Raw genomic sequence first — 22086 nt, 5'->3', positions numbered from 1 at the left:
CGGGAGTGATGTGCAATGGCCGATGAAAAACTTGCAGACCCTTTGGTTATGGTCTTAGAACCAAGCGCCTAGGCCGGGCTCAAGGTCACCCACAGGTCGGTGTGCCGGGCGATACGAATCGGCAAGGTGCGGGCCAGGGTGTCGAGTACCTGCTGCGGGTTGTCCAGTCGGAACAGACCGCTGACCCGCAGTTGCGCGATGGCCGGGTCCAGCCTCAGCACACCCGGGCGATAAGGGCGCAAAGCCTCGATCACCTCGGACAGTGCCGCGTCGCGCACTTCCAGCAGTCCCTCGACCCAGGCCGTGGCTCCCATGCGACTGGGCAGGATCGGGCCGAATCGATAGCGGTCGTAGGACACCTCGTGACCGCTCGGCAATTGCAGGTATTCGCCGGCGGGTCCGTGGATTTCCAGGGCACCGCTGAGCGCGACGACATGGCCGCTGCCGGCCCTTTCGCGCACCTGCAAGCGATTGCCATAGGCGTGCACCCGCGCCTGGGTGGTCTGCACGACAAAAGGCCGGGCCGCGTCATTGGCGACCTGCGCCAGCAGTTCACCGTCCAACAGCCGGAGTTGCCGCTGCCGGGGACTGAAATCGATGTCGGCGGCGCTTTGCGCGTTGAGCTGCAAGCGGCTGCCATCCGGCAGCTCCAGGCTGCGGCGCTCGGCGGTGCCGGTGCGCAAGTCGGCGCTCAGTTCGGCCAGCGGCAGGCCGCCGTCACGGGCCAGGAGAGCGACACCGAGGATCACCCCGACTCCGGCCAGCGCACCCTGCAAGACCTTGCGGCGGTTGGGCGGCGCGCTCAGGGTGCGCTGCAGCAATTGCGCATCGACGCCCTGGGCGATGGGAATGCGGAACACCCCGAGGCGGGTTTCCAGTTGGCTGCAAAGCTGCTCGCGACGCGGGTCCTGGCTGCGCCAGTGGCGGTAGGCGCGCTGGTCGGCGTCGCTGGCATGACCGGAATGCAGCAGGACGATCCAGCGGGTGACCTCTTCGATCAGCGGGTCTTGCGGCTCGCGGCTCATCTCAATCGCTCCTCGCGCGCAGGCAGCGGCCGATGGCCCGGGTCATGTAGTCGCTGACCGAGCGTTGGGAAATGCCCAGCTCGGCGGCGATCTCGGGATAGGTCAGGCCATTGACCTGGGACAGCAGGAAGGTGGCCTTGACCTTGTCCGGCAGACCGTCGAGCAGGCAGTCGATGTTTTCCAGGGCTTCGAGCATCTGGGCCAGGTCTTCAGGCGACGGCACTTCGACGTCGGGGGCCTGTTGCAAGGCATCGAGGTAGGCGCGCTCCAGGTCGCGGCGGCGCCAGAGCTGGTACATCAGGCGCTGGGCAATGGTGGTCAGCAGCGCCCGTGGCTGACGAATCGGCACGGCGTCGGGGGCCATCAGCAACTGGACGAAGGTGTCGGCGGCGATGTCTTCGGCGCTGGCGCTGGAATCCAGGTGGCGGCGCAAACGGGCGCACAGCCATGGGTAATGACTACGGAACAATCCGCCCACGTAATCGCGGTGAGGTGTGTCGGCGCCGGACATAGTGGCTCCAATTGAAGAGAGATGCGCTGTATGTCCGGTGGTCCGGTGGCAGGGATCCTACCAACACGGCTTATTCTTTAATAATACTTAAAAACTATTTTAATATTCTATTTTGCTATTTAATGAATTGATGCAAACCCCAGCGCCCGGGCCTCGTCCCGGTAATCCAGCAAGACCTGATAGTCCGCCTCGCTCGCCGGCAACACTTCACTCAAACCCAACGTCACCGCGACATCGGGAAGCTCGTGCAGCCCCTGGTTCATCGCCACCCGAATGCCCTCGATCTCCTCGACGCTCGACCCGGCATGGGTGATGTAAGGCAGGCACGGACTCAAGGCGCTACGCGCCACCACTCTCAATCCGGCCACCTCATGGGCTGCAAAACGTGCCAGGTAGGCGAAGGTCACACTGTCCACCGCCGCCAGGTCGGCCAGGCCCTCGCGCAACCAGCGCAGGCTTTCGCGGTGAGCGCCACTCTGCCCGACACTGGCGAAGAACCGACCGTCCTGATGCAGGGGTGCCAGTGCATGTCGCAGCAGGTTCATCCCGCTATTGGAGCCTTCATCGTTGATCACGCCGCGGCTGTCGTAGAAGTCTTCCAGGGTACGACGGCCCTCGCTTTCACGACTCAGCAACAGACTGCAATGGTCACCGCCCGAGGCGTATTCCAGTTCATAACGCGGGCGCCCGATCACCTTGACCTGACCGCGCAACAGGCTCATCAGCGGATACCCGCAGGTCTGGGCGAACAGCAGTTGTGGGGATAGCCAGAGCTGCATCAAGTCCAGATTCTGGGCAGAACCCCGGCGCACACCGAGCTTTTCCACAATCCGCTCGATCCAGCGCTCGTTGGCCTCCCCCACTTCCTGCGGCGCCACATACATCAACAGTTCTGCATAACGGTGAGTCATGAATCGTCCTCAGGCAAACGGATGCCGTGGGCTATCGACGACTTGCAGCGCATGCCGTCGCGCCAGCTCGCCATAGCCTTTTACCAGGTAGCCACCACTGCGCGCCAACCAGGCGTCGCGCCGCGCGTAATAGACACGCGGCAGGAAATACCAGGGCAGTTTCGGCAGGTCGTGGTGCACCAGGTGCAGGTTCAGATTGAGGAACAACCAACGCCAGGGCCAGCCCGCTTCGTTGAGCACCGTGCGTTGCTCCGGCAAGGTACTCGGGCGGTGTTCATAGAAAGACCGCAGCGCCCCCACCGACAGCGCCGGGACGCTGATCAGCAGCAGGTAGTGCCAGACCGGGATCAGGCTGTAATGGGCGATAAACGCCAGCATCAACAAGGTCAGCGTGCCGTGGGTCAGCCACATCAGCCAGGCCTGGCGCTCGCCACGGCGCAGGCGCTGGCCTTCCTCCTTGACCAGGCCGAACAAGGCCAGTGGCGCTCCCAGCAGCAGGCGTCCCGGGACCGTCTTGTTCAAATAGTGCACGCTGCGTTGCAGAGCCGAGCGGCGCTGCCAATCCTGCTGACAGAAATAGCGGCTTTCCGGGTCGACACCGGGCAAGGTCAGGTCCTCGTCGCGGTGATGCAACAGGTGGCTGTCACGATAGAGGGTGTAGGGATACCAGACGGCGAACGGCGCATAACCCATCAGCTTGTTCAGCCAGACGAAACGGGTCGGATGACCGTGCAGCAATTCGTGCTGCACCGACATCCACAGCGTAACGATGGGAATCAGCAAGAGCGTGCTCGGCCACAGGCCGAGCCAGGGACTGGCCAGCAGCACGGCGAACCAGCTTGAATAGACACCGATCAGCAATAGCCAGGTCGGCCATTCGGTACGGCCGGTGAAGGTTTGTTTCAGGTGCAGGATTTCTTCGCGTTGAGCAACATCAAGATAATTGGGCATCGGTCGGCTTCACACAGGTTCAGCCGATGGATAAACCCCGGCTTTATCCCCTGATGTGGATTACCGGCGGAAAATCTTGCAGATCGATTGGTTATATCCTTAGATCCCTCAATGGCCGAGCACATCGACCTTCTTGACCTTCTTCGCCGCACGCTTTTCGTCGGCGCTCTTGGCGGGTTTCTTCTTGGTGGCTTTTTTTGAATCCATGCCCTTGCTCATGATGCGTACTCCAGATGGATGTAGACTCAGGTATACACCCATCCGAGCACTTCGGCTCTCTTATAATCCCACGCCAGCCCTCTCCAGCGATAATAAATGCCATGCCCAATCCCGACTACGCCCCACTGCCGGAAGCGCTACGGCCACTGCTGAACAAGTTCTACCGCGCGCACAACTCGCCGATGCGTTCGGCCAGCGACGGACAGCCGTGGGTGGCCCGGCAAGGGGAGATCATCGGCGGGTTGTCGCTGACCCCGATTGCCCAGGGACATTGGCTTACCGGACTGTTTGTCGCCCCATCACGACGCGGCCAGGGCATCGCCGCGCAGTTGCTGCAACAGGCGCTCGGCAACTGCTGCGGCCCGACCTGGCTGTTCTGCCATCCCGACCTGCGCGGGTTCTATGAACGCCTGGGTTTCCGCGGCGACCCGACCCTGCCCCAGCCGCTGGCGGAGCGTCTGGCGCGCTACTCACGCAGCAAGCCGATGATTGCCCTGGGTATAGAACCGTTGGTGAGGTCGACTGCGCAAAATGTGTGATCGGCGGTGCATTTGCCCGTGCTAGCCTCCAACCCACACTCGTTTTTACCAGGATGATCATGAAACGCACGCTCGTGGCTTTATCCTTGACCGCCCTTCTCGCCCCTCTCGCCAGCCAGGCCGCCACCGCCAATAGCGCCATCACCGACGCGCAATACGCCAAGGTCCTGGCAGGCTCCTGGCGGGCGCCGGAAAACAGCGTTCGCGACGGCTACCGCCATCCCCAACAGACCTTGCAGTTCTTCGGTTTGCAGGCCAACCAGACGGTGATCGAAATCACCCCCGGCGGTGGCTGGTACAGCGAAGTGCTCGCGCCGCTGCTCAAGGACCACGGCCATTACATTGCGGCCGTGCAGGCGCCCGCGACCAGTGAGTTCGCCAAACGCTCGGCCGACAACCTGAAGCAGAAATTCGCCAAGGACCCGAGCCACTACGCCAAGGCCGGCGTGGTCGAGTTCGATCCCCAGGCACCGGTGTTCGGCAAGCCTGGCTCGGCGGACCGCGTGCTGACCTTCCGCAATGTGCACAACTGGGTCATGGCCGATGACGCCCCGGCGATGTTCAGCGCCTTCTTCAAGGTACTGAAGCCGGGCGGCGTGCTTGGTGTGGTGGATCACCGGGCCAAGGATGGCGCGGACCTGGCCAGTATCAAGCAAAGCGGCTACCTGCCCACCGCCTACGTGGTGAAACTGGCCACCGATGCCGGCTTCGCGCTGGAAGGCCAGAGCGAAATCAACGCCAACCCCAAGGACACCAAGGACTACCCCGGCGGCGTCTGGACCTTGCCGCCGTCGCTGAGGCTGGGTGACCAGGACCGGGCCAAGTATGTGGCCATCGGCGAATCGGACCGCCTGACCCTGCGCTTCGTCAAACCCGGCAAGGTGGCGGCCCAGTAAGGGAAACTGGAAACTTCGGCGGTCAATCGTCCGCCGTCGGGTCCAGGTCGGGGAACAGCACTTCGGTGAAACCGAATTTGCTGAAGTCGCTGATCCGCGACGGGTACAGGCGGCCGATCAGGTGGTCGCATTCGTGTTGCACCACACGGGCGTGGAAGCCCTCGGCGATCCGCACCAGCGGTTCGCCATTGGGCGTGAAGCCTTCGTAGCGGATACGCGAGTAGCGGTCCACCGCGCCGCGCAGGCCCGGTACCGAAAGGCAACCTTCAAAGCCTTCTTCCAGCTGCGGCCCCAGGGGCGTGATCAGCGGGTTGATCAGGATGGTCTGCGGCACCGCCTCGGCGTCCGGATAACGTTCGCTATGCTCGAAACCGAAGATCACCAGTTGCAGGTCGACGCCGATCTGCGGCGCGGCCAGGCCGACGCCACCGACGTGCTCCATGGTCTGGAACATATCGTCGATCAGCTCCCACAGCTCCTTGCTGTTGAACAATTCCGGCGGCACCGGCGGAGCGATACGCAGCAGGCGCTCATCGCCCATTTTCAGGATTTCACGGATCATGATCAGGTTTCGTCAATAGTCGGCTTGAGGGAGTGGTCCCGCCCCAATCCGGAGATAGGCAGGGTGTCGTCATGCTCGTGGAAGTCCTTTTTGCCAGGATTCTTGCCTTCGGACGACATGTGTTCGATCACCGCATTCATTTCAGCCCCGAGCAACAGGACCGCCGCGGAAATATAGAAGTACAGCAGCAGGACGATGATCGCCCCGATACTGCCATACATTGCGTTGTAGTCGGCGAAGGTTTTCACGTAATAGCCGAAGCCCAGGGACGCGACGATCCAGACCACCACCGCGAGCACCGAGCCCGGGGTGATAAAGCGGAATTTCTGCTTCACGTCCGGCATCACGTAGTACATCAGGGCCACGGCGAACATCAGCAGCACCACCACCACCGGCCAGCGCAGCCAGGTCCAGAGCGTGACGACGTATTCCTCCATGCCGATCTGTCCCGCCAGCCAGCTCATGACCTGCGGCCCGAGCACCATCAGCGCGGCGGCGGCCAGCAGCATCACGGCGATGCCGACGGTGTAGAAGATCGACAGCGGAAAACGCTTCCAGATCGGCCGTCCCTCGAGCACATCGTAGGCGGCGTTCATCGCGCTCATCATCAGGCGCACGCCGGCCGAGGCAGTCCACAGGGCAATGACGATACCCACCGAGAGCAGGCCGCCCTTGGATTGCTGCAACTGGTCGATCACCGGGTTGACCTGGTCCAGGGCCTGGGGCGGCAACACCAGCTCCGACTGCAGGCGCAGCCAGGTGAAAAAGTCCGGCAGGTGCAGGAAACCGATCAGGGCGATCAGGAACAACAGGAAGGGAAACAACGAAAACAGCATCTGGTAGGCCAGTGCCGAGGCATAGGTCGACATTTCGTCGGCGACGAATTCTGTGACCGTGCGCATCATCACGCGATGCAGGGGCAGGTCGCGCAACTCAGGGAAAATCATAGCGTCTCCTTTCGCCGCAAATAAAGGTAGCGAGTCAAGGCGACTCAAAGGGGTTCCACTACAGCTCTTTCTAACCCAAAGCAACGCGGTTGGCGACCCTCAAAACATTTCTCGATCTTAACCAGTGTAGCCGCCACGCGAAAACGGCCATCCTGGGATGGCCGCATGGTCCGTGCCCGCGAAGGGTCAGGCCCGGTCGACGCCTTTCTTGATGGCGTCCTTGGCTTTTCCTACAGCTTTCTGGACATCGCCCTTGAGTTCCTGGGCCTTGCCTTCGGCGCGCATCTGGTTGTTGCCGGTGGCCTTGCCGACGGCTTGCTTGACGTTACCCACCGCTTCGTTCGCCGTGCCTTTGATTTTATCGCTGGTGCTGCTCATGATATTTCTCCAATAAGAAATGCGGGTGTCATGTCTCGACATAAGGTTGACCCGGGGCCTGCGCGCGGAGTTTCATTTATTTTCAGTCGGTGTTTGCCCACGGCTTTTCATCGAAGAATTCAGGTTTGGCTTTATGTTTGCCCGCCAACCCCTGAGAATGCGCGCCAGATTCAGGCTCTGGCGCTGAAGATCGATAACGGTAGGAAAGTCATGAAACTCGATAAAAAGCAGGCCATCGCCCGCCGCAACCAGGAACTGGGCGGCGCGGTGCTGGGCGTCAACAACTGTCACTTCACCGAACTGAACCGCAACAAGAACATCTGGTGGTTCGATATCCCGGTGGCTCGCCTGGCGATCGGCCAGTACGAATGGGTACACCTGTTGTTGCACACCCCGAGCAACGACCAGTTGCTGCACCTGAAGGTGACGACCGCGTTCCTGCGCGAGAAGATGGAAGGCCTGGTGGTGCGCAACGCCGGCAAGCGCCGCCCAACCTTGAGCCTGGAGCTGAGCGCCGACAAGGACTCGTTCCTCAAGGACGTGCGCCCGGCTGGTACCGGTGTGGATTTCTCGCCATTCCAGCAGTCTTGAATAGCGAATGCCATAAATGACAAAGCCCCGCATGGCGGGGCTTTGTCGTTTCAGCGGGTCAGGCGATTTTCTTCAGGCCCAGCTTCTTGAGCTCGCTATCGCGCAGCTCGCGACGCAGGATCTTGCCGACGTTGGTGGTCGGCAGCGCATCGCGGAACTCGACGAACTTGGGCACCTTGTAGCCGGTGACATTGGCACGCATATGCTCCATCACCTGGTCCTTGGTCAGGGTCACCCCCGGCTTGGCGACGATGAAGATCTTGATGACTTCCCCGGATTTCTCATCCGGCACGCCGATAGCCGCGCATTGCAGCACACCCGGCAAGGTCGCCAGCACGTCTTCCAATTCGTTCGGATAGACGTTGAAGCCCGACACCAGGATCATGTCCTTCTTGCGATCGACAATCCGCATGTAGCCATCTGGCTGGATGATCGCGATATCGCCGGTCTTCAACCAGCCTTCGCTGTCGAGGATCTCATCGGTGGCGTCCTGGCGCTGCCAGTAGCCCTTCATCACTTGCGGGCCCTTGATGCACAGCTCGCCGATTTCGCCCAGGGCCTGTTCCTCCCCCGCATCGTTGACCACCTTGCACAGGGTCGAAGGCACCGGAATGCCGATGGTGCCGATCTGGATGCTCTGGCTCGGGTTCACCGTTGCCACCGGACTGGTTTCGGTCATGCCGTAACCTTCGCAGATGGCGCAGCCGGTCACCGCTTTCCAACGCTCGGCCGCGGCCAGTTGCAGGGCCATGCCGCCGGACAGGGTGACCTTGAGCGCGGAGAAGTCCAGCTTGCGGAAACCTTCGTTATTGCACAGTGCGACGAACAGTGTGTTCAAACCGACAAAGGCGCTGAACTTCCACTTCGACAGTTCCTTGACCATCGCCGACAGGTCACGCGGGTTGCTGATCAGGATGTTGTGGTTGCCGATCAGCATCATCGCCATGCAATGAAAGGTGAAGGCATAGATGTGGTACAGCGGCAGCGGGGTGATGACGATCTCGTTGCCCTCATTGAGGTCCGAGCCCATCAGCGCCTTGCACTGCAGCATGTTCGCCACCAGGTTGCGGTGGGTCAGCATCGCGCCCTTGGCCACGCCGGTGGTGCCACCGGTGTATTGCAACACGGCGACATCGCTGCTGGCCGGGTTGGCTTCCTTGACCGGCTGGCCACGGCCCTTGCTCAGCACATCGTTGAACTTGACGGCCTTGGGCAGGTGATAAGCCGGGACCATCTTCTTCACGTACTTGACGACACTGTTGATCAGCAGGCGCTTGAGCGGCGGCAACAGGTCGGCGACTTCGGTGACGATAACGTGCTTGACGCCGGTCTTGGGCACCACGGTTTCGGCCAGGTGCGCCATGTTCGCCAGGCACACCAGGGCCTTGGCGCCGGAGTCGTTGAACTGGTGTTCCATTTCCCGCGCGGTGTACAGCGGGTTGGTGTTGACCACGATCAACCCGGCGCGAATGGCACCGAAGACCGCGACCGGATATTGCAGCACGTTGGGCAACTGCACGGCGATGCGGTCGCCCGGTTGCAGGTCGGTGTGTTGTTGCAAGTAAGCGGCAAAAGCACCCGACAGTTCGTACAACTCACCATAGGTGAGTGTCTTGCCGAGGTTGCTGAAGGCCGGCTTGCTGGCGAATCGTTGGCAAGACTGTTTCAATACCGTCTGAACATTCGGGTACTCGTCGGGATTGATATCGGCAGCAATCCCAGCCGGGTACTTATCCTTCCAAAAGTCTTCGATCATGGAAGCCTACTCCTCAGCAACGCGAATTCAGCACCGCATTTGATGCGATTATTATTTGTCTGTGTTTTTTATTGGGTGAATCCGGCTTTAACCTACGCCGAGAAGTCACAAAGCGCGCCGAGAGTAGCAGCTTTGCCGAGGGTCGCCTAGAGCCAAACGAGGCCCTTACGGTCATAAAAATGACTCAAGAAATACCAATGGTCATTTTTAGAGTAAAGATTCTATTTGTTGGAATCTCGCTCTGGATCGAGGGTTTCAGGCCCAAAAAGCTTCGCGGGCAAGCCCTGCTCCTACAGTATTGTGTCGTACACAAAATCGGTGAACGACGACGAACTGTAGGAGCAGGGCTTGCCCGCGAAGAGCCCCTCAATAACGCCACATCTATCGCGGCCTAGGCGATATCCCGCAACTCCCGCCGCAGGATCTTGCCCACCGCCGTCATCGGCAGCGAATCACGCAGCACGATGTGCTTGGGTACCTTGTAGCCGGTAAAGTTTTCCTTGCAGTAGGCCTTCAGTTCTTCGAGGCTGACCCCCGAATCCCGCGCCACCACGAACAACTTCACCGCCTCGCCGGAACGCTCGTCCGGCACCCCGATCACCGCGCAATTGGCGACTTTCGGGTGGGCCATCACCACATCTTCGATTTCATTGGGGTACACGTTGAAACCCGAGACGATGATCATGTCCTTCTTGCGGTCGACAATGCGCACGAAGCCGTCCGGATCGATCACCGCGATATCACCGGTCTTGAACCAACCCTCGGCATCCAGCACCTGTTCCGTGGCCTCGACCTGCTGCCAGTAGCCCTTCATGACCTGCGGCCCCTTGATACACAACTCGCCACGCTCACCCAGCGGCTGCTCGACCCCGTTATCGTCAATGACCTTCAAGGCCGTACCGGGCACCGGCAAACCCACCGTGCCCAGCTTGCCCTTGTCGCCATAGGGGTTGGTGCAGGCGATCGGCGAAGTCTCGGTCAGCCCGTAGCCTTCGGTGATGCGGCAACCGGTGAGTTTGTGCCAGCGCTCGGCGGTAGCCTTGACCAGCGCGGTGCCGCCGGAGTTGGTGAGTTTCAGGCTGGAGAAATCCAGGGTCTTGAACTCCGGATGCTCCATCAACGCCACGAACAGGGTGTTGAGCCCCAGCAACGCGGAAAAGCGCCAGTTCTTCAACTCCTTGATAAAGGCGCCGATGTCCCGTGGATTGCTGATCAGCACGTTGTGGTTGCCGGTAACCATCATGCACATGCAGTTCGCCGTGAAGGCATAGATGTGGTACAGCGGCAGCGGCGCGATCATCACCTCCTGGCCTTCCTTGAGCAGCGGCTGGCCGTCGTCGCCGGGCTGGGACAGGCAACCCCGGGCCTGCTGCATGTTCGCCACCAGGTTGCCGTGGGTCAGCATCGCACCCTTGGCCAGCCCCGTGGTGCCGCCGGTGTATTGCAGCACCGCGATATCTTCCAGGCCGACGCTCAAGGGTCGGATGGCGTGGCCCCGGCCCAGGCGCAAGGCGCTCTTGAACGAGGCCGCCTGGGGCAGGTCATAGGCCGGGACCAGCTTCTTCACCTTGTCCACCACCAGGTTGGTCAGCCAACCCTTGGCGGCGGGCATCAGGTCGCCCATCTTCGCTTCGATCAGGTACTCGATCTGGGTATCGGGCAGCACTTCCTGGACCCGCTGGCCGAACAGGTTCAGGTACACCAGCGCGCGGGCGCCGGAGTCCTTGAACTGATGGCGCATCTCGCGAACGGTGTACAGCGGATTGGTGTTGACCACCACCAACCCGGCGCGCAACGCGCCGAACACGGCAATCGGGTAATGCAGGACGTTGGGCAACTGCACCGCGATGCGATCGCCCGGTTTCAGCTCGGTGTGGCTTTGCAGGTAACCGGCGAAGGCCGCGCTGTAGCGCTCGAGCTCGGCGTAGGTCAGGGTCACGCCCATGTTGCTGAAGGCCGGACGGTCGGCGAACTTCTTGCAGGAGCGCTCGAACACCTCGATCACCGACTTGTAGGCGCCCAGGTCGATGTCCAGGGGTACGCCGGTGGGGCGTTTGTCATTCCAGAAATCAGGTTGCATTGTTTTTGTCCTCTTACCTGAGCCTCTGCGGGGCCGCCTGCGCCCAAGGCGAAAAAAGCGGTGCTTAGCGGACGTTAGCAGCTAACGGGCATCAGGCAAATATGCCGGACACAGTCATTAACATCATGAATCTTGCTGCCAATGCGCAGGAGGGTCTGCTTCCTGTGCGAGGATGCGCTATACAATGGAGCGACAACACGCCCCGGCCGATGTCCGCCTCGTCCCCGCGCAAAGGAACCGCCATGATCCATGACACCTTCTGGTTGACCGTCAGTGACCACAGCCGCCTGTACGTCAATCGCTGGTTGCCGGACGGCCCACCGAAGGCCGTAATCCTGCTGTCCCACGGCATGGCCGAACACAGCGGTCGTTATGCCCGCCTGGCCGAGGCCCTGTGCGCCGCCGGCCATGGTGTGTATGCCTTCGACCAGCGCGGCCACGGCAAGACCGCCGAACACGGCGTCCTCGGCCACTACGCCGACCAGGACGGCTGGTGCGCGATGGTCAGTGACCTGGCCAGCCTCAACCAGCGCATCGGCGAGCAACACCCCGGGGTGCAGATCATCCTGCTCGGCCACAGCATGGGCAGCTACATCGCCCAGGCCTACCTGCTGCACCACAGCGCCAGCCTGCAGGGCGCGATCCTCAGCGGCTCGAACTTCCAGCCGGTGGCGCTGTACCGCGCGGCCAGCGCGATTGCCCGCTTCGAACGCTGGCGCCAGGGCCCCACCGGGCGCAGCGCGCTGATCGACTGGCTGTCGTTCGGCTCGTTCAACAAGGCCTTCAAGCCCAATCGCACGGCTTTCGACTGGCTGAGCCGTGACCCGGATGAAGTGGACAAATACGTCGACGACCCGCTATGCGGCTTCCGTTGCACCAACCAATTATGGATTGATCTGCTCGGTGGCCTGCAGCAGATCAGCAAGGTGAAAAACCTCGCGCAGATCGACCCGGGCCTGCCGCTGCTGGTGATCGGCGGCGAATGTGATCCGGTCAGCGAGGGCAAGCGTCTCAAGGATCTGGCCGACGCTTTGCGCGCCGCCGGTAGCCAGAACCTGCAATTGAACGTCTACCCACAGGCACGGCATGAAGTGTTCAACGAGACCAACCGCGAGGAAGTCACCCGAGACCTGATCCAGTGGCTGGAACAGGCCCTGGCCCATCGTCGCCCGTCGCGCTCGGAATGATCGCCGGCTCAATCATCAACTTTGAAATCAATCCGTTGATTTCAGATAACACCCTTACAGGACCACCTTGCGATGACCCAGGTTACCAACACGCCTTACGAAGCCCTTGAAGTCGGCCAGACCGCCAGCTACAGCAAGACCGTTGAAGAGCGCGATATCCAGTTGTTCGCCGCCATGTCCGGCGATCACAACCCGGTGCACCTGGACGCCGAGTTCGCCGCGGCGAGCATGTTCAAGGAGCGTATTGCCCACGGCATGTTCAGCGGTGCGCTGATTAGCGCCGCGGTGGCCTGCGAGCTGCCCGGGCCGGGCACCATTTACCTGGGCCAGCAGATGAGCTTCCAGAAGCCGGTGAAGATCGGTGACACCCTGACCGTGCGTCTGGAGATCCTCGAGAAGCTGCCGAAATTCCGCGTGCGCATCGCCACCCGGGTGTTCAACCAGCGCGATGAGCTGGTGGTCGACGGTGAAGCCGAGATCCTCGCGCCACGCAAGCAGCAGACCGTGACCCTGACCAGCCCGCCGCCGATCACCATTGGCTGATGCATAAAAAAACGCCGGATCAACCGGCGTTTTTTGTGGCAGCGTGAAACTTAGCTGGCGCGAGCGATATTACGCAGCGCCTTCACCTGGTCGTGATTGCGCAGCACACCCTGATACTGACGGTTCACCAGGTCGGTAAGGCCCACCAGATTGTGCTTGGCCAGTTTCACCAGCGCTTCGCTGTAGGCTTTCTTGGCGTGGTCTTCACCGCGCTCGGCCTCGTTGAGCACCGCCTCTTCACCCTTGCCGGTGAACAGCGCTTTCACGTCCACCCAACGACGGTGCAGGTCACCGGCCACACTGGTGCTAGTCTCCGGATCGCCACCCAATTTGCGCACCTCGGCCTGGAGTTCCGCGGCAGATGCCGCACACTCGCTGGCACGGTGCACAAACAACGCCTTCAGTTCGGGATTCTTGATGTCTTCAGCACAGGTCTGAAAACCTTTCTGACCGTCTTTACTGACTTCGATCAGATCATTGAGAATCGATACGGCTTCTTTATTGATGTTGGTCATGGCTCAATTCCTTCTGGTGGTGAAAGCTACCAAGAACTGTTGCAGTCACCATGCCAAGCCTTGATCGATTATTTTTTACTTATATTTCATATACTTGAAAATAAGCCAAAGATCTGTATGGCGGTTATTTGCATGAACTGTCAATTGGCCTGCATGCAGAATGCCTGTATTTTTCAAGACGCTTGAACAGCGCAAGACAAGGTCGCCCCATGAATCCCGAGAAACTCGAACTGCTGGTCACCCGCGAAATGCCGTTCGGCAAATACAAGGGACGGATCATCGCCGACCTGCCCGGCCCGTACCTGAACTGGTTCGCCCGCGAGGGTTTCCCCCACGGTGAACTCGGTGGCCTGCTCGCCTTGATGCAGGAGATCGACCACAACGGCTTGTCCGACCTGCTCGACCCGCTACGCGCCAAGCACGGCAAACCCAAACCCCGCCATTGATCCCGTTGTCGAGAGAAGCCCGCCATGCCATGGAATGAAGAGCACGCCCGTGACGAACACTTCTGGCTCAGCGTGGCCGCGCGTTATGACCTGGAGCCCGGCCCGATCAACCTGGAAAACGGCTATTTCGGCCGCATGACCCGCAGTGTCGTGGAAGCCTACGAAGGCCATATCGAGTTCATCAACCGCAGCAACTCGGTGCATGTCCGCCAGCGCTTCGAAACCCTAGAAAGCCTGGAGATTCGCGCACAACTGGCCGACCTGCTGGGTACCCATCACGAAGCCGTGGCCCTGACCCGCTGCGCCAGCGACGGCCTGCATTCGCTGATCCGCAACTACAACGCCCTGCGGCCCGGCGATCAGTTGCTGGTCAGCGACCAGGAATACCCCAGCGTCCTCGGCGCCATGCGCTGGCTGGCACGCAACCGCGGCGTCGAGCTGATCGAGATCAGCCATCCCTTCCCGGCGAGCTTCGCCAGCCTGGTGAACACCTATCAGGAAGCGTTCGAACGTTATCCCCGACTGAAGCTGATGGCCCTGACCTACGTCACCCATCGCAGCGGGTTGGTGATGCCGGTCCAGGCCATCGCCGCCGCAGCCCGCAAACATGGGGTGGATGTGATCCTCGACGGTGCCCATGCCCTGGGCCAGATCGATTTCAACCTCGAAGCACTGGGTATCCTGTTCGCCGGTTTCAACCTGCAGAAATGGATGGGTGCGCCCCTGAGCCTGGGCTTTATCTATATCGATCCGACGCGCCTGGAGGAGATCGATCCGGACATGGGCGAAGACCGCTACCCGATCAGCGATATCCGCTCCCGCGCGCCCTATGGCACACCGAATATTCCGGCCTGGATGACCTTGCCCCTGGTCTTCGAGGAGCATCGGGCACTGGGTGGCTCGGCGGCCAAGGGCGCACGACTCAATTACCTGCGGGATATCTGGGTGGGCGCGGCACGCGGGATGCCGGGTATCGAGGTGCTGACACCGGATGATCCGCGTCTGTATTGCGGCATCACCTCGCTGCGCTTTCGGCATGAGCCGGACCAGCAGCGGATGGTCGACCGACTCCTGGCGGAGTACAACCTGTTTACCGTGGTCCGCGAAGGCACGGCCCATGGCAATTGCATCCGGGTCACGCCGGGGTTGGCCAACTCGGCGCAGGACCTGAAGCTGCTGGCGCGGGCGCTGGGCGAGTTAAGCGGTTGAATGGCCCGCTGCGCGGGTTCGCGGGCAAGCCCTGCTCCTACAGTTCCGCGTCGTATACAAGGTTGGTGTACGACACAAAACTGTAGGAGCAGGGCTTGCCCGCGAAGGGGCCGGCACAAACACCCAACCTTCGGACCGGAAAACTTTTCATCGGGCAAAAAAAAACGGTGCGCCGACCAAGCGCACCGTAAAGCCGTAGAACACACAACGAAATTCAGTAACGATGAATCAGTCCAGCAGGGCCAGCGCCTCGGCGGTGCATTCCTGGATCCGCGCCCAGTCGCCGTTCTTGATCCACTCGGGATCGAGCATCCAGCTACCACCCACGCACATCACGTTTTTCAACGCCATGTAGCTCTTGATATTGGCCGGGCCGACGCCGCCGGTCGGGCAGAACTTCACTTCGCCGAACGGACCGCCCAGGGCCTTGATCGCCGCCACGCCGCCGCTGACTTCCGCCGGGAACAGCTTGAAGCGACGATAACCCAGGCCGTAGCCCTCCATGATCCCCGAGGCATTGCTGATGCCGGGCAACAACGGAATCGGGCTGTCGACGCTGGCTTCCAGCAGGTCACGGGTAATGCCCGGGGTGACGATGAATTGCGAACCCGCCGCCTCCGCCGCCGCCAGCATCTGCCGATCGAGCACGGTGCCGGCACCGGTCACCAGTTCCGGACGCTCTTCACGCAGGATCTGGATGGCCTTGAGACCGAACTGCGAGCGCAGGGTCACTTCCAGCGCGGTCAGGCCACCGGCGGCCAGGGCATCGGCCAACGGCAGGACATCCTGCTCACGGGCAATGGTGATCACCGGAAGAATCCGTGCACGGGTGCAGAGCTCATCGATCAGGGCGACCTTGTCTGCCATGGAGACGGTCGGGACATTTTTTGTCATAGCAGCGGATCCTTGACTCATGGGCACCAGTAAATATTCAGGGTAGGTTGCAAGAAAGCGCGAATCGGCATGGCCGCGAGGTCATCGCCGGCCAATGCGGCATTCAGGGTGGCCAGTTTCGACTGGCCGGAAATCGCCAGCACGGTGAAGGTCGCCGAAGCCAGCAAGGCCCGGCTCATGGTCAGGCGCTGGTGCGGCACGGTCGGCGCCAGCATCGGCCAGACGCGCCGGCTGCCATCCACTTGCAGGGCCGCCGCCAGGTTCGGGCTGCCAGGGAACAGCGAGGCGGTGTGACCGTCATCGCCCATGCCCAGGACCAGCACGTCGATAGCCGGCAGCTCTGCAAGCAATTGATCGGCCTGTTCGGCCGCCGCCTCCAGGTTTGCCGCGGCGCTGTACAAGCCGATAAACCGCGCCTTGGCCGCAGGGCCCTGGAGCAGATAGCGCTTGAGCAGGCCGGCGTTGCTGTCGGCGTGCTCCACCGGTACCCAGCGTTCGTCGGCGAGGCTGACCACCACACGGGACCAGTCCAGGTCCTGTTTCACCAGGCTCTGGAAGAACGCCACCGGGCTGCGCCCGCCGGACACCACCAGGGTCGCCGCGCCGCGTGCGGCAATCGCCGCCCGCAGTTGCTCGGCCACGGCTTGCGCCTGGCCCTCGGCCAACAGCGCCGGGCTGCGGAATTCGTGCGCCTGTACGCCCTGGGGCAGTTTCAATTCAGATATCGCCATACCACGACCTCCCATCCCGCGTGATCAGTGCAATGGAACTCATCGGTCCCCAGGACCCGGCCGCGTAGGGCTTGGGCGCATCGCCGGACTTCTTCCAACCGGCGATCAACTGGTCACACCACTTCCACGCGGCTTCGATTTCATCTTTACGGACAAACAGGTTCTGGTTGCCGTGCATCACTTCCAGCAACAGACGCTCGTAGGCGTCCGGAATCCGCGCACTGCGATAGGTGTCGGAGAAATTCAGTTGCAGCGGCCCGCTGCGCAGTTGCATGCCCTTGTCCAGGCCCTGCTCCTTGGTCATCACCCGCAGGGAAATACCTTCGTCCGGTTGCAGGCGGATGATCAGCTTGTTGCTGATCTGCAGGCGCTGCTCGGGGGCGAAGATGTAGTGCGACGGTTCCTTGAAGTGGATGACGATCTGCGACAGCTTCTGCGGCATGCGCTTGCCGGTGCGCAGGTAGAACGGCACGCCGGCCCAGCGCCAGTTGCGGATATCGGCGCGCAGGGCGACGAAGGTCTCGGTGTCGCTCTGGGTGTTGGAGTTTTCTTCCTCCAGGTAACCCGGCACCGAATGCCCTTCGCTGTGCCCGGCGATGTACTGGCCGCGCACCACCTGGGTGGTCAGGCCTTCCGGGCTGATCGGCGCCAGGGCCTTGAGCACCTTGACCTTCTCGTCACGGATGCTGTCGGCCGAGAGGTCGGCCGGCGGGTCCATGGCAATCAGGCAGAGCAGTTGCAGCAGGTGGTTCTGGATCATGTCCCGCAGCTGGCCGGCCTTGTCGAAGTAACCCCAGCGGCCTTCGATACCGACCTTCTCGGCCACGGTGATTTCCACGTGGGAGATGTAGTTCTGGTTCCACTGGGTTTCGAACAGGCTGTTGGCGAAACGCAGGGCGATCAGGTTCTGCACCGTCTCCTTGCCCAGGTAGTGGTCGATGCGATAAGTGCGGTTTTCCGGGAAGAAGCGCGCCACGGCGTCGTTGACCTTGCGCGACGACTCGAGGTCCGAACCTATGGGTTTTTCCAGCACCACCCGGGTGTTTTCAGCCAGGCCGACCTTGGCCAGGTTCTCGCAGATCGCACCATAGACCGAGGCCGGCGTGGCGAAATAGGCGATCAGGCACTGGCTGGTGCCGGCTTGCTCGGCCAGGGCGACATAGTCGTCGGGCTTGAGGAAGTCCACGTGCAGGTAGCTGAGGCGGGCGAGGAAGCGCTCAAGCACCACTTCGTCGATTTCCCGGTCCTCGACAAAGACCCGCAGTTCTTCCTGGATGGTCGCCAGGTGCTCGGCATTGCTGCCGGGCTCGCGGGCCAAGGCCAGGATGCGCGTGTCTTCATGGAGCAAGCCTGCGCCATCGAGGTGATACAAGGCAGGAAACAGCTTGCGAAGCGCCAGGTCGCCCAGGGCGCCAAACAAGGCAAAGGTGCACGGTTCAACCGTTATCGAAGGCATGATGTTTGTTCTTTTATCAAGTTAAACGATAAATACCTTTTTTCGAGGCATCACTCAAGGAAAAATGTAGTAATAACCACAACATTTTATCAATATGATGATTCCGAGTGGTGGTCATCACACGCCATCAGTAGGATAGGCCACCGCCGGGAGCTGCCCAAGGGCATTGTTCCGGGCCTTGCAGAACCCAAGTTGCCTCGAATCAAGGAATCACCAAATGGACCGCGTGCGAAATTTACTGGAGCAGATCCAGAGCCGCCTCGAAGACCTGAACAAGGCCGAGCGCAAAGTCGCCGAAGTCATCCTGCTCAACCCGCAGCAGGCGACCCGTTTCAGCATCGCCGCCCTCGCCCAGGCGGCTTCGGTCAGCGAGCCGACGGTCAACCGTTTCTGCCGTTCGTTCGGTGTCAGCGGTTACCCCGAACTCAAGCTGCAACTGGCCCAGAGCCTGGCCAGCGGCGCGGCCTATGTGAGCCGTGCGGTGGAGGCCGACGATAATCCCGAGGCCTACACGCAAAAGATCTTCGGCAGCGCCATCGCGTCCCTGGACAGCGCCTGCCAGGCCCTGGACCCGAACCTGATCAGCCGCGCCGTCGACCTGTTGATCCAGGCCCGGCAGATCCACTTCTTCGGCCTGGGCGCTTCGGCACCGGTGGCCCTGGATGCCCAGCACAAGTTCTTCCGCTTCAACCTGGCGGTCACCGCCCATGCCGATGTGCTGATGCAGCGGATGATCGCTTCAGTGGCCCACACCGGTGAGCTGTTCGTGATCATTTCCTATACCGGGCGTACCCGGGAACTGGTGGAAGTGGCGCGTATTGCCCGGGAGAACGGCGCGTCGGTGCTGGGCTTGACGGCGGCGGGTTCGCCGCTGGCCAAGGCCAGTACCCTGAGCCTGAATATTCCGCTGCCGGAAGACACCGACATCTACATGCCGATGACCTCGCGGATCATCCAGTTGACGGTGCTGGATGTGCTGGCCACCGGCATGACCCTGCGCCGTGGCGTGGATTTCCAGCCGCACCTGCGCAAGATCAAGGAAAGCCTCAACGCCAGCCGTTATCCGGTGGGTGACGAGTTCAACTGAGGCCCTGAGCAAGGTGAAACGCTGATATCGCCTTCGCGGGCAAGCTCCGCTCCCACAGGTGATTCGCGGTCAAACTGTGGGAGCGGAGCTTGCCCGCGAAGACGTCATCCGCCACGCCGCCTAAACCGAAGCACGCGCCTGCAAACTCAGATGCGCCCGCTCCCCGGGCGCCAGGCACAGGCTGTCGGTGCCGCCACTGGCGGCCTCGACACAGACAAACCCCATCACTTCATTCCAACTCACCCCCAGCAACGGCCGGTGCCCCGGATGCCAGACCACGGTGTCGGCGCTGTCGCCGGTGTCGATGCACAACTCCCGCTGCCAGGCATGATCCTTGAGGTGCAGTTCACCGTCATGCTGGAACACCCGCTGGCAACCGCCATCGACCCGCAACTCGCCTTCCTGCCGGCAGGCCTGACGATTCAACTGGTCATACCCCTCGGCGCCGTCGAGCCCGGACAGCGCTATCTCACCAACATCACCAATACGCCAATAGGCGTGCAGCGCATGGCTCAACTGGCACGGTTCACTGTCCTGATGCTCGGTGCTCAAGCGCAGGTCCATGCTTTCTCCCAGGCGCGCATGCAGGTCGACCTGCCAGTCGCAGAGCTGCAAACGCCAGTGCAGGCTGACGCCCTCCTCGTCGCTGCTGCTTTCCAGCAGTTTCCAGTCGATCAGCCTTGCCCAACCGTGGGACGGCCAGGCGTTTTCGCTCGGATGCCGCCCATACCAGGGCCAGCACACCGGCACCCCGCCGCGAATCGCCCCGACCTGTGGCCATTTGGCCGCGCACCACAACCAGGGCTTCTGCCCCTGGGGCTGGAAGTGCAACAGTTGCGCGCCCTGGCGACTGAACACCGCCTGGCACAAGGGATGGTCGATCACCAGCACTTCACGCTGTTGAAAGCGCTCCCACTGGAACACCGGTTGCTCGCGCCGGGATTTGAAAAAGCGTTGTAGCGGTTGCTCATGCATGTGCCGCGAATCCTGAAATCACCAAACCATTTGCATCTATCCACCTGTAGGAGCGAGCTTGCTCGCGATGAACGTCAACGATAACGCGGGGCAACTGGAGACACGCGGTACCCTTGCATTCATCGCGAGCAAGCTCGCTCCTACAGTGTGCGGCAAAAAAAAGCGGACGGTCTGGTGGACCATCCGCAAGATGCGCACATAGAGAGAGAGCTTATCAGTCGAAGCCTTAGAAGACCGACTGAATTTTCAGGCCGGCAACCACAGCGTTGTCGACTTGATTCACACCACCCGGGTGGGTGACGTATTGCAGGTTGGGACGTACGGTCAACCAGTTGGTGACGTGGAAGCCGTAGTTGATTTCGGTGTTGAACTCGGTGTCGCGCAGTGGCGAGTACAGCGGGTTGTTATAGTCGCTGACGTTATTGGCGGCGTTTTCCAACTCGGCGTTTTCCCTCACGTCCTGGTTGACATGGATACGGGCAAAACCGATCCCGACGTCATCCTTCGGACGCGCATCGAACGGCCCTTTGTACACGAACATCACCGACTGGTAGTTGTCGACGAGGTTGGTGGCCTTGTCGTGGAAGGTCGCGTTCGCCGCGATATTCAGACCGCGGGAAGCGTCGCCGTTGTGGCTGGTGAGTTGCTGCTGCGCCACGAACCAGTAACCGTGCTTGCTGTTGTGGACACGATAAGGCAGGCCGCTGGTTGCGGCGTCCCCACCATTGTTGTCCCGGAGCACATCATTAGCCGGAGCCGCGCTTTTGTAGTAACCGACACGGTATTCGCCCGGCAGGTCGTTGACCTTCGGCGACCAGACCAGTTCGACCGGCAGGACGGTCCCCTTGGTGCCGCTGCCGCTGAGCTTGAAGCCGTTACCGTGTTCCAACTGCGACGGGTTCTGGTTGTACGCACCGATTTGCGCATACAGCTCAGGCGTGATGTTGTACTTCACGCGAATAGCAGCCTGGGCGACGGGCCAGTTGTACCAGGTGTTGACATAGTTACCCACCTGGGAGCCACAGAACGACAGGTTCTGGAAGTCGCACGGGAAGGTGTTGAAGTCTTCGCCTTCACCGAAGTAACCGAGTTTCACATCCAGCTTGTTGTCGAACATCTGGTGCTGGATCCAGAACTGGGTCAGACGAACCATATGGCCGCGACCGTCGACTTCCTGGGAGGAGCTCAAGGTGCCGGCGCGTGGGTCGCCGATGCGATCATTGGAGATGTTCTCACCGTTACGGTTGGTGAGCTGGATCTTGGCCTGGGTGTTATCCCAGCCCCACAGCTTTTGCAGATCCAACGCCACGCCCAGACCAAACTGGTCGGCGTAACGCGAGGTGTGGTCGTTGTTGTAGCCGCCATGCAGGTTGCTACCGACCTCACCGACATAATCCATCTTGATGTCGATGCCTTCTTCGATCAGCTTGGTGCGCTCTCCGCCCCAGTCACCGGTCATCCATTTGGAATTGGCGCTGAACGCATCGTCCGCCATTGCGTGGCCAGCCAGGACCAGTGTTGCCGCCGCCGACAATTGGCAGAACAGGCGGGCATTGGTGTTTTTCTTTTTCATCCCTACATCCTCGTCTTATTGTTATTAACGGTTTTTATCGAACGTGGTTTACATCGTCTGTAATGCGTCAAATCTCTTTGGCAGACGCTTTTCCTGATACATCC

At 61.1% G+C, this 22086-nt stretch carries 23 protein-coding genes; 8 read left to right on the top strand and 15 right to left on the bottom strand.

The features are described 5' to 3' along the window. Positions 1 to 68: 68 nt before the first annotated feature. From M5C71_RS25835 to M5C71_RS25820, 4 genes are all read right to left on the bottom strand, one after another. The gene (locus tag M5C71_RS25835; RefSeq protein WP_103497588.1) at positions 69 to 1025 is read right to left on the bottom strand and encodes a FecR family protein; all 957 of its coding nucleotides are present in this window, start codon (positions 1023 to 1025) and stop codon (positions 69 to 71) included. 1 nt (position 1026) lies between these two features. Next, positions 1027 to 1536: a sigma-70 family RNA polymerase sigma factor gene (locus tag M5C71_RS25830; protein ID WP_248769009.1), complete on the bottom strand. Its 510-nt coding sequence runs from the start codon at positions 1534 to 1536 to the stop codon at positions 1027 to 1029. Positions 1537 to 1655: 119 nt separating this feature from the next. Beyond that, entirely contained in the window at positions 1656 to 2447 is a 792-nt protein-coding gene (locus M5C71_RS25825; protein ID WP_248769008.1) for a PhnD/SsuA/transferrin family substrate-binding protein, read from the bottom strand. Positions 2448 to 2456: 9 nt separating this feature from the next. Further along, positions 2457 to 3398, bottom strand: a complete 942-nt coding sequence (locus tag M5C71_RS25820; protein ID WP_248769007.1) for a fatty acid desaturase — start codon at positions 3396 to 3398, stop codon at positions 2457 to 2459. 320 nt (positions 3399 to 3718) lie between these two features. On the opposite strand from M5C71_RS25820, the gene M5C71_RS25815 reads away from it, so the two are divergent. Next, the gene (locus M5C71_RS25815; protein ID WP_248747731.1) at positions 3719 to 4156 is read left to right on the top strand and encodes a GNAT family N-acetyltransferase; all 438 of its coding nucleotides are present in this window, start codon (positions 3719 to 3721) and stop codon (positions 4154 to 4156) included. Positions 4157 to 4215: 59 nt separating this feature from the next. Further along, positions 4216 to 5052: a methyltransferase gene (locus M5C71_RS25810; RefSeq protein WP_248747730.1), complete on the top strand. Its 837-nt coding sequence runs from the start codon at positions 4216 to 4218 to the stop codon at positions 5050 to 5052. A gap of 22 nt (positions 5053 to 5074) precedes the next feature. Here M5C71_RS25810 and def read toward each other — a convergent pair whose 3' ends face one another. From def to M5C71_RS25795, 3 genes are all read right to left on the bottom strand, one after another. Then, positions 5075 to 5614 (bottom strand): peptide deformylase, encoded by a 540-nt coding sequence (gene def / locus M5C71_RS25805; RefSeq protein WP_103497594.1) that lies wholly within the window; start codon positions 5612 to 5614, stop codon positions 5075 to 5077. A 2-nt stretch (positions 5615 to 5616) separates the two neighbouring features. Next, the gene (locus M5C71_RS25800) at positions 5617 to 6561 is read right to left on the bottom strand and encodes a YihY/virulence factor BrkB family protein (RefSeq protein WP_103497595.1); all 945 of its coding nucleotides are present in this window, start codon (positions 6559 to 6561) and stop codon (positions 5617 to 5619) included. A 186-nt stretch (positions 6562 to 6747) separates the two neighbouring features. After that, a complete protein-coding gene (locus tag M5C71_RS25795) occupies positions 6748 to 6939 on the bottom strand; it encodes a CsbD family protein (RefSeq protein WP_103497596.1) in 192 nt (63 codons plus the stop codon). 210 nt (positions 6940 to 7149) lie between these two features. On the opposite strand from M5C71_RS25795, the gene M5C71_RS25790 reads away from it, so the two are divergent. Continuing rightward, positions 7150 to 7530: a hypothetical protein gene (locus M5C71_RS25790; protein ID WP_103497597.1), complete on the top strand. Its 381-nt coding sequence runs from the start codon at positions 7150 to 7152 to the stop codon at positions 7528 to 7530. A gap of 58 nt (positions 7531 to 7588) precedes the next feature. Here the strand turns inward: M5C71_RS25790 and fadD1 are convergent, their stop codons facing one another. Together fadD1 and fadD2 are read right to left on the bottom strand one after the other, a co-directional pair. Beyond that, entirely contained in the window at positions 7589 to 9286 is a 1698-nt protein-coding gene (fadD1, locus tag M5C71_RS25785) for a long-chain-fatty-acid--CoA ligase FadD1 (RefSeq protein ID WP_248769006.1), read from the bottom strand. Positions 9287 to 9677: 391 nt separating this feature from the next. Beyond that, positions 9678 to 11366 carry a long-chain-fatty-acid--CoA ligase FadD2 gene (gene fadD2 / locus M5C71_RS25780; protein WP_248747727.1) on the bottom strand — a complete coding sequence of 563 codons (1689 nt, stop codon included), beginning with the start codon at positions 11364 to 11366 and terminating at the stop codon, positions 9678 to 9680. Positions 11367 to 11608: 242 nt separating this feature from the next. Here fadD2 and M5C71_RS25775 point away from each other — a divergent pair, with 242 nt between their 5' ends. Then, positions 11609 to 12553 (top strand): alpha/beta hydrolase, encoded by a 945-nt coding sequence (locus M5C71_RS25775; protein WP_248769005.1) that lies wholly within the window; start codon positions 11609 to 11611, stop codon positions 12551 to 12553. Positions 12554 to 12625: 72 nt separating this feature from the next. Continuing rightward, on the top strand, positions 12626 to 13096 hold the full coding sequence (locus M5C71_RS25770; protein ID WP_017126221.1) for a MaoC family dehydratase: 471 nt from the start codon (positions 12626 to 12628) through the stop codon (positions 13094 to 13096). A 50-nt stretch (positions 13097 to 13146) separates the two neighbouring features. Here the strand turns inward: M5C71_RS25770 and M5C71_RS25765 are convergent, their stop codons facing one another. After that, positions 13147 to 13611 (bottom strand): PA2169 family four-helix-bundle protein, encoded by a 465-nt coding sequence (locus tag M5C71_RS25765; RefSeq protein ID WP_103497602.1) that lies wholly within the window; start codon positions 13609 to 13611, stop codon positions 13147 to 13149. Between the two features lie 209 nt (positions 13612 to 13820). Here M5C71_RS25765 and M5C71_RS25760 point away from each other — a divergent pair, with 209 nt between their 5' ends. Further along, positions 13821 to 14057, top strand: a complete 237-nt coding sequence (locus M5C71_RS25760) for a DUF3820 family protein (protein WP_027619874.1) — start codon at positions 13821 to 13823, stop codon at positions 14055 to 14057. A 24-nt stretch (positions 14058 to 14081) separates the two neighbouring features. Beyond that, positions 14082 to 15266: an aminotransferase class V-fold PLP-dependent enzyme gene (locus M5C71_RS25755; RefSeq protein ID WP_248769004.1), complete on the top strand. Its 1185-nt coding sequence runs from the start codon at positions 14082 to 14084 to the stop codon at positions 15264 to 15266. A 228-nt stretch (positions 15267 to 15494) separates the two neighbouring features. Here the strand turns inward: M5C71_RS25755 and M5C71_RS25750 are convergent, their stop codons facing one another. Genes M5C71_RS25750 through zwf form a run of 3 tightly spaced genes read right to left on the bottom strand, consistent with a single transcriptional unit; the run spans position 15495 to position 18347 of the window. Then, the gene (locus M5C71_RS25750; protein ID WP_100944088.1) at positions 15495 to 16160 is read right to left on the bottom strand and encodes a bifunctional 4-hydroxy-2-oxoglutarate aldolase/2-dehydro-3-deoxy-phosphogluconate aldolase; all 666 of its coding nucleotides are present in this window, start codon (positions 16158 to 16160) and stop codon (positions 15495 to 15497) included. Positions 16161 to 16177: 17 nt separating this feature from the next. Further along, positions 16178 to 16891 (bottom strand): 6-phosphogluconolactonase, encoded by a 714-nt coding sequence (pgl, locus tag M5C71_RS25745; RefSeq protein ID WP_248769003.1) that lies wholly within the window; start codon positions 16889 to 16891, stop codon positions 16178 to 16180. After that, on the bottom strand, positions 16878 to 18347 hold the full coding sequence (zwf, locus tag M5C71_RS25740; RefSeq protein ID WP_103497605.1) for a glucose-6-phosphate dehydrogenase: 1470 nt from the start codon (positions 18345 to 18347) through the stop codon (positions 16878 to 16880). The genes pgl and zwf overlap by 14 nt, the downstream gene beginning before the upstream one ends. A gap of 226 nt (positions 18348 to 18573) precedes the next feature. Between zwf and M5C71_RS25735 the strand changes: the two genes are divergently transcribed. Further along, positions 18574 to 19434, top strand: a complete 861-nt coding sequence (locus M5C71_RS25735; RefSeq protein ID WP_177096979.1) for a MurR/RpiR family transcriptional regulator — start codon at positions 18574 to 18576, stop codon at positions 19432 to 19434. A 120-nt stretch (positions 19435 to 19554) separates the two neighbouring features. Here the strand turns inward: M5C71_RS25735 and M5C71_RS25730 are convergent, their stop codons facing one another. Together M5C71_RS25730 and M5C71_RS25725 are read right to left on the bottom strand one after the other, a co-directional pair. Further along, the gene (locus M5C71_RS25730; protein WP_103497606.1) at positions 19555 to 20409 is read right to left on the bottom strand and encodes a D-hexose-6-phosphate mutarotase; all 855 of its coding nucleotides are present in this window, start codon (positions 20407 to 20409) and stop codon (positions 19555 to 19557) included. A gap of 226 nt (positions 20410 to 20635) precedes the next feature. After that, positions 20636 to 21982 (bottom strand): carbohydrate porin, encoded by a 1347-nt coding sequence (locus M5C71_RS25725; RefSeq protein WP_152741299.1) that lies wholly within the window; start codon positions 21980 to 21982, stop codon positions 20636 to 20638. Positions 21983 to 22086: the final 104 nt, after the last annotated feature.

This window comes from Pseudomonas sp. MWU12-2345 (assembly GCF_023242385.1).
GTDB lineage: Bacteria > Pseudomonadota > Gammaproteobacteria > Pseudomonadales > Pseudomonadaceae > Aquipseudomonas > Aquipseudomonas gingeri_D.
The sequence above is the reverse complement of the archived record's forward strand: the minus strand, read 5'-3'. Positions and strand labels throughout refer to the sequence as shown.

Excerpts from the sequence above, each read along its gene's own strand:
- M5C71_RS25835 (WP_103497588.1), bottom strand. The coding sequence starts at position 1,025 with ATGAGCCGCGAGCCGCAAGACCCGCTGATCGAAGAGGTCACCCGCTGG.
- M5C71_RS25830 (WP_248769009.1), bottom strand. The coding sequence starts at position 1,536 with ATGTCCGGCGCCGACACACCTCACCGCGATTACGTGGGCGGATTGTTC.
- M5C71_RS25825 (WP_248769008.1), bottom strand. The coding sequence starts at position 2,447 with ATGACTCACCGTTATGCAGAACTGTTGATGTATGTGGCGCCGCAGGAA.
- M5C71_RS25820 (WP_248769007.1), bottom strand. The coding sequence starts at position 3,398 with ATGCCCAATTATCTTGATGTTGCTCAACGCGAAGAAATCCTGCACCTG.
- M5C71_RS25815 (WP_248747731.1), top strand. The coding sequence starts at position 3,719 with ATGCCCAATCCCGACTACGCCCCACTGCCGGAAGCGCTACGGCCACTG.
- M5C71_RS25810 (WP_248747730.1), top strand. The coding sequence starts at position 4,216 with ATGAAACGCACGCTCGTGGCTTTATCCTTGACCGCCCTTCTCGCCCCT.
- def (WP_103497594.1), bottom strand. The coding sequence starts at position 5,614 with ATGATCCGTGAAATCCTGAAAATGGGCGATGAGCGCCTGCTGCGTATC.
- M5C71_RS25800 (WP_103497595.1), bottom strand. The coding sequence starts at position 6,561 with ATGATTTTCCCTGAGTTGCGCGACCTGCCCCTGCATCGCGTGATGATG.
- M5C71_RS25795 (WP_103497596.1), bottom strand. The coding sequence starts at position 6,939 with ATGAGCAGCACCAGCGATAAAATCAAAGGCACGGCGAACGAAGCGGTG.
- M5C71_RS25790 (WP_103497597.1), top strand. The coding sequence starts at position 7,150 with ATGAAACTCGATAAAAAGCAGGCCATCGCCCGCCGCAACCAGGAACTG.
- fadD1 (WP_248769006.1), bottom strand. The coding sequence starts at position 9,286 with ATGATCGAAGACTTTTGGAAGGATAAGTACCCGGCTGGGATTGCTGCC.
- fadD2 (WP_248747727.1), bottom strand. The coding sequence starts at position 11,366 with ATGCAACCTGATTTCTGGAATGACAAACGCCCCACCGGCGTACCCCTG.
- M5C71_RS25775 (WP_248769005.1), top strand. The coding sequence starts at position 11,609 with ATGATCCATGACACCTTCTGGTTGACCGTCAGTGACCACAGCCGCCTG.
- M5C71_RS25770 (WP_017126221.1), top strand. The coding sequence starts at position 12,626 with ATGACCCAGGTTACCAACACGCCTTACGAAGCCCTTGAAGTCGGCCAG.
- M5C71_RS25765 (WP_103497602.1), bottom strand. The coding sequence starts at position 13,611 with ATGACCAACATCAATAAAGAAGCCGTATCGATTCTCAATGATCTGATC.
- M5C71_RS25760 (WP_027619874.1), top strand. The coding sequence starts at position 13,821 with ATGAATCCCGAGAAACTCGAACTGCTGGTCACCCGCGAAATGCCGTTC.
- M5C71_RS25755 (WP_248769004.1), top strand. The coding sequence starts at position 14,082 with ATGCCATGGAATGAAGAGCACGCCCGTGACGAACACTTCTGGCTCAGC.
- M5C71_RS25750 (WP_100944088.1), bottom strand. The coding sequence starts at position 16,160 with ATGACAAAAAATGTCCCGACCGTCTCCATGGCAGACAAGGTCGCCCTG.
- pgl (WP_248769003.1), bottom strand. The coding sequence starts at position 16,891 with ATGGCGATATCTGAATTGAAACTGCCCCAGGGCGTACAGGCGCACGAA.
- zwf (WP_103497605.1), bottom strand. The coding sequence starts at position 18,347 with ATGCCTTCGATAACGGTTGAACCGTGCACCTTTGCCTTGTTTGGCGCC.
- M5C71_RS25730 (WP_103497606.1), bottom strand. The coding sequence starts at position 20,409 with ATGCATGAGCAACCGCTACAACGCTTTTTCAAATCCCGGCGCGAGCAA.
- M5C71_RS25725 (WP_152741299.1), bottom strand. The coding sequence starts at position 21,982 with ATGAAAAAGAAAAACACCAATGCCCGCCTGTTCTGCCAATTGTCGGCG.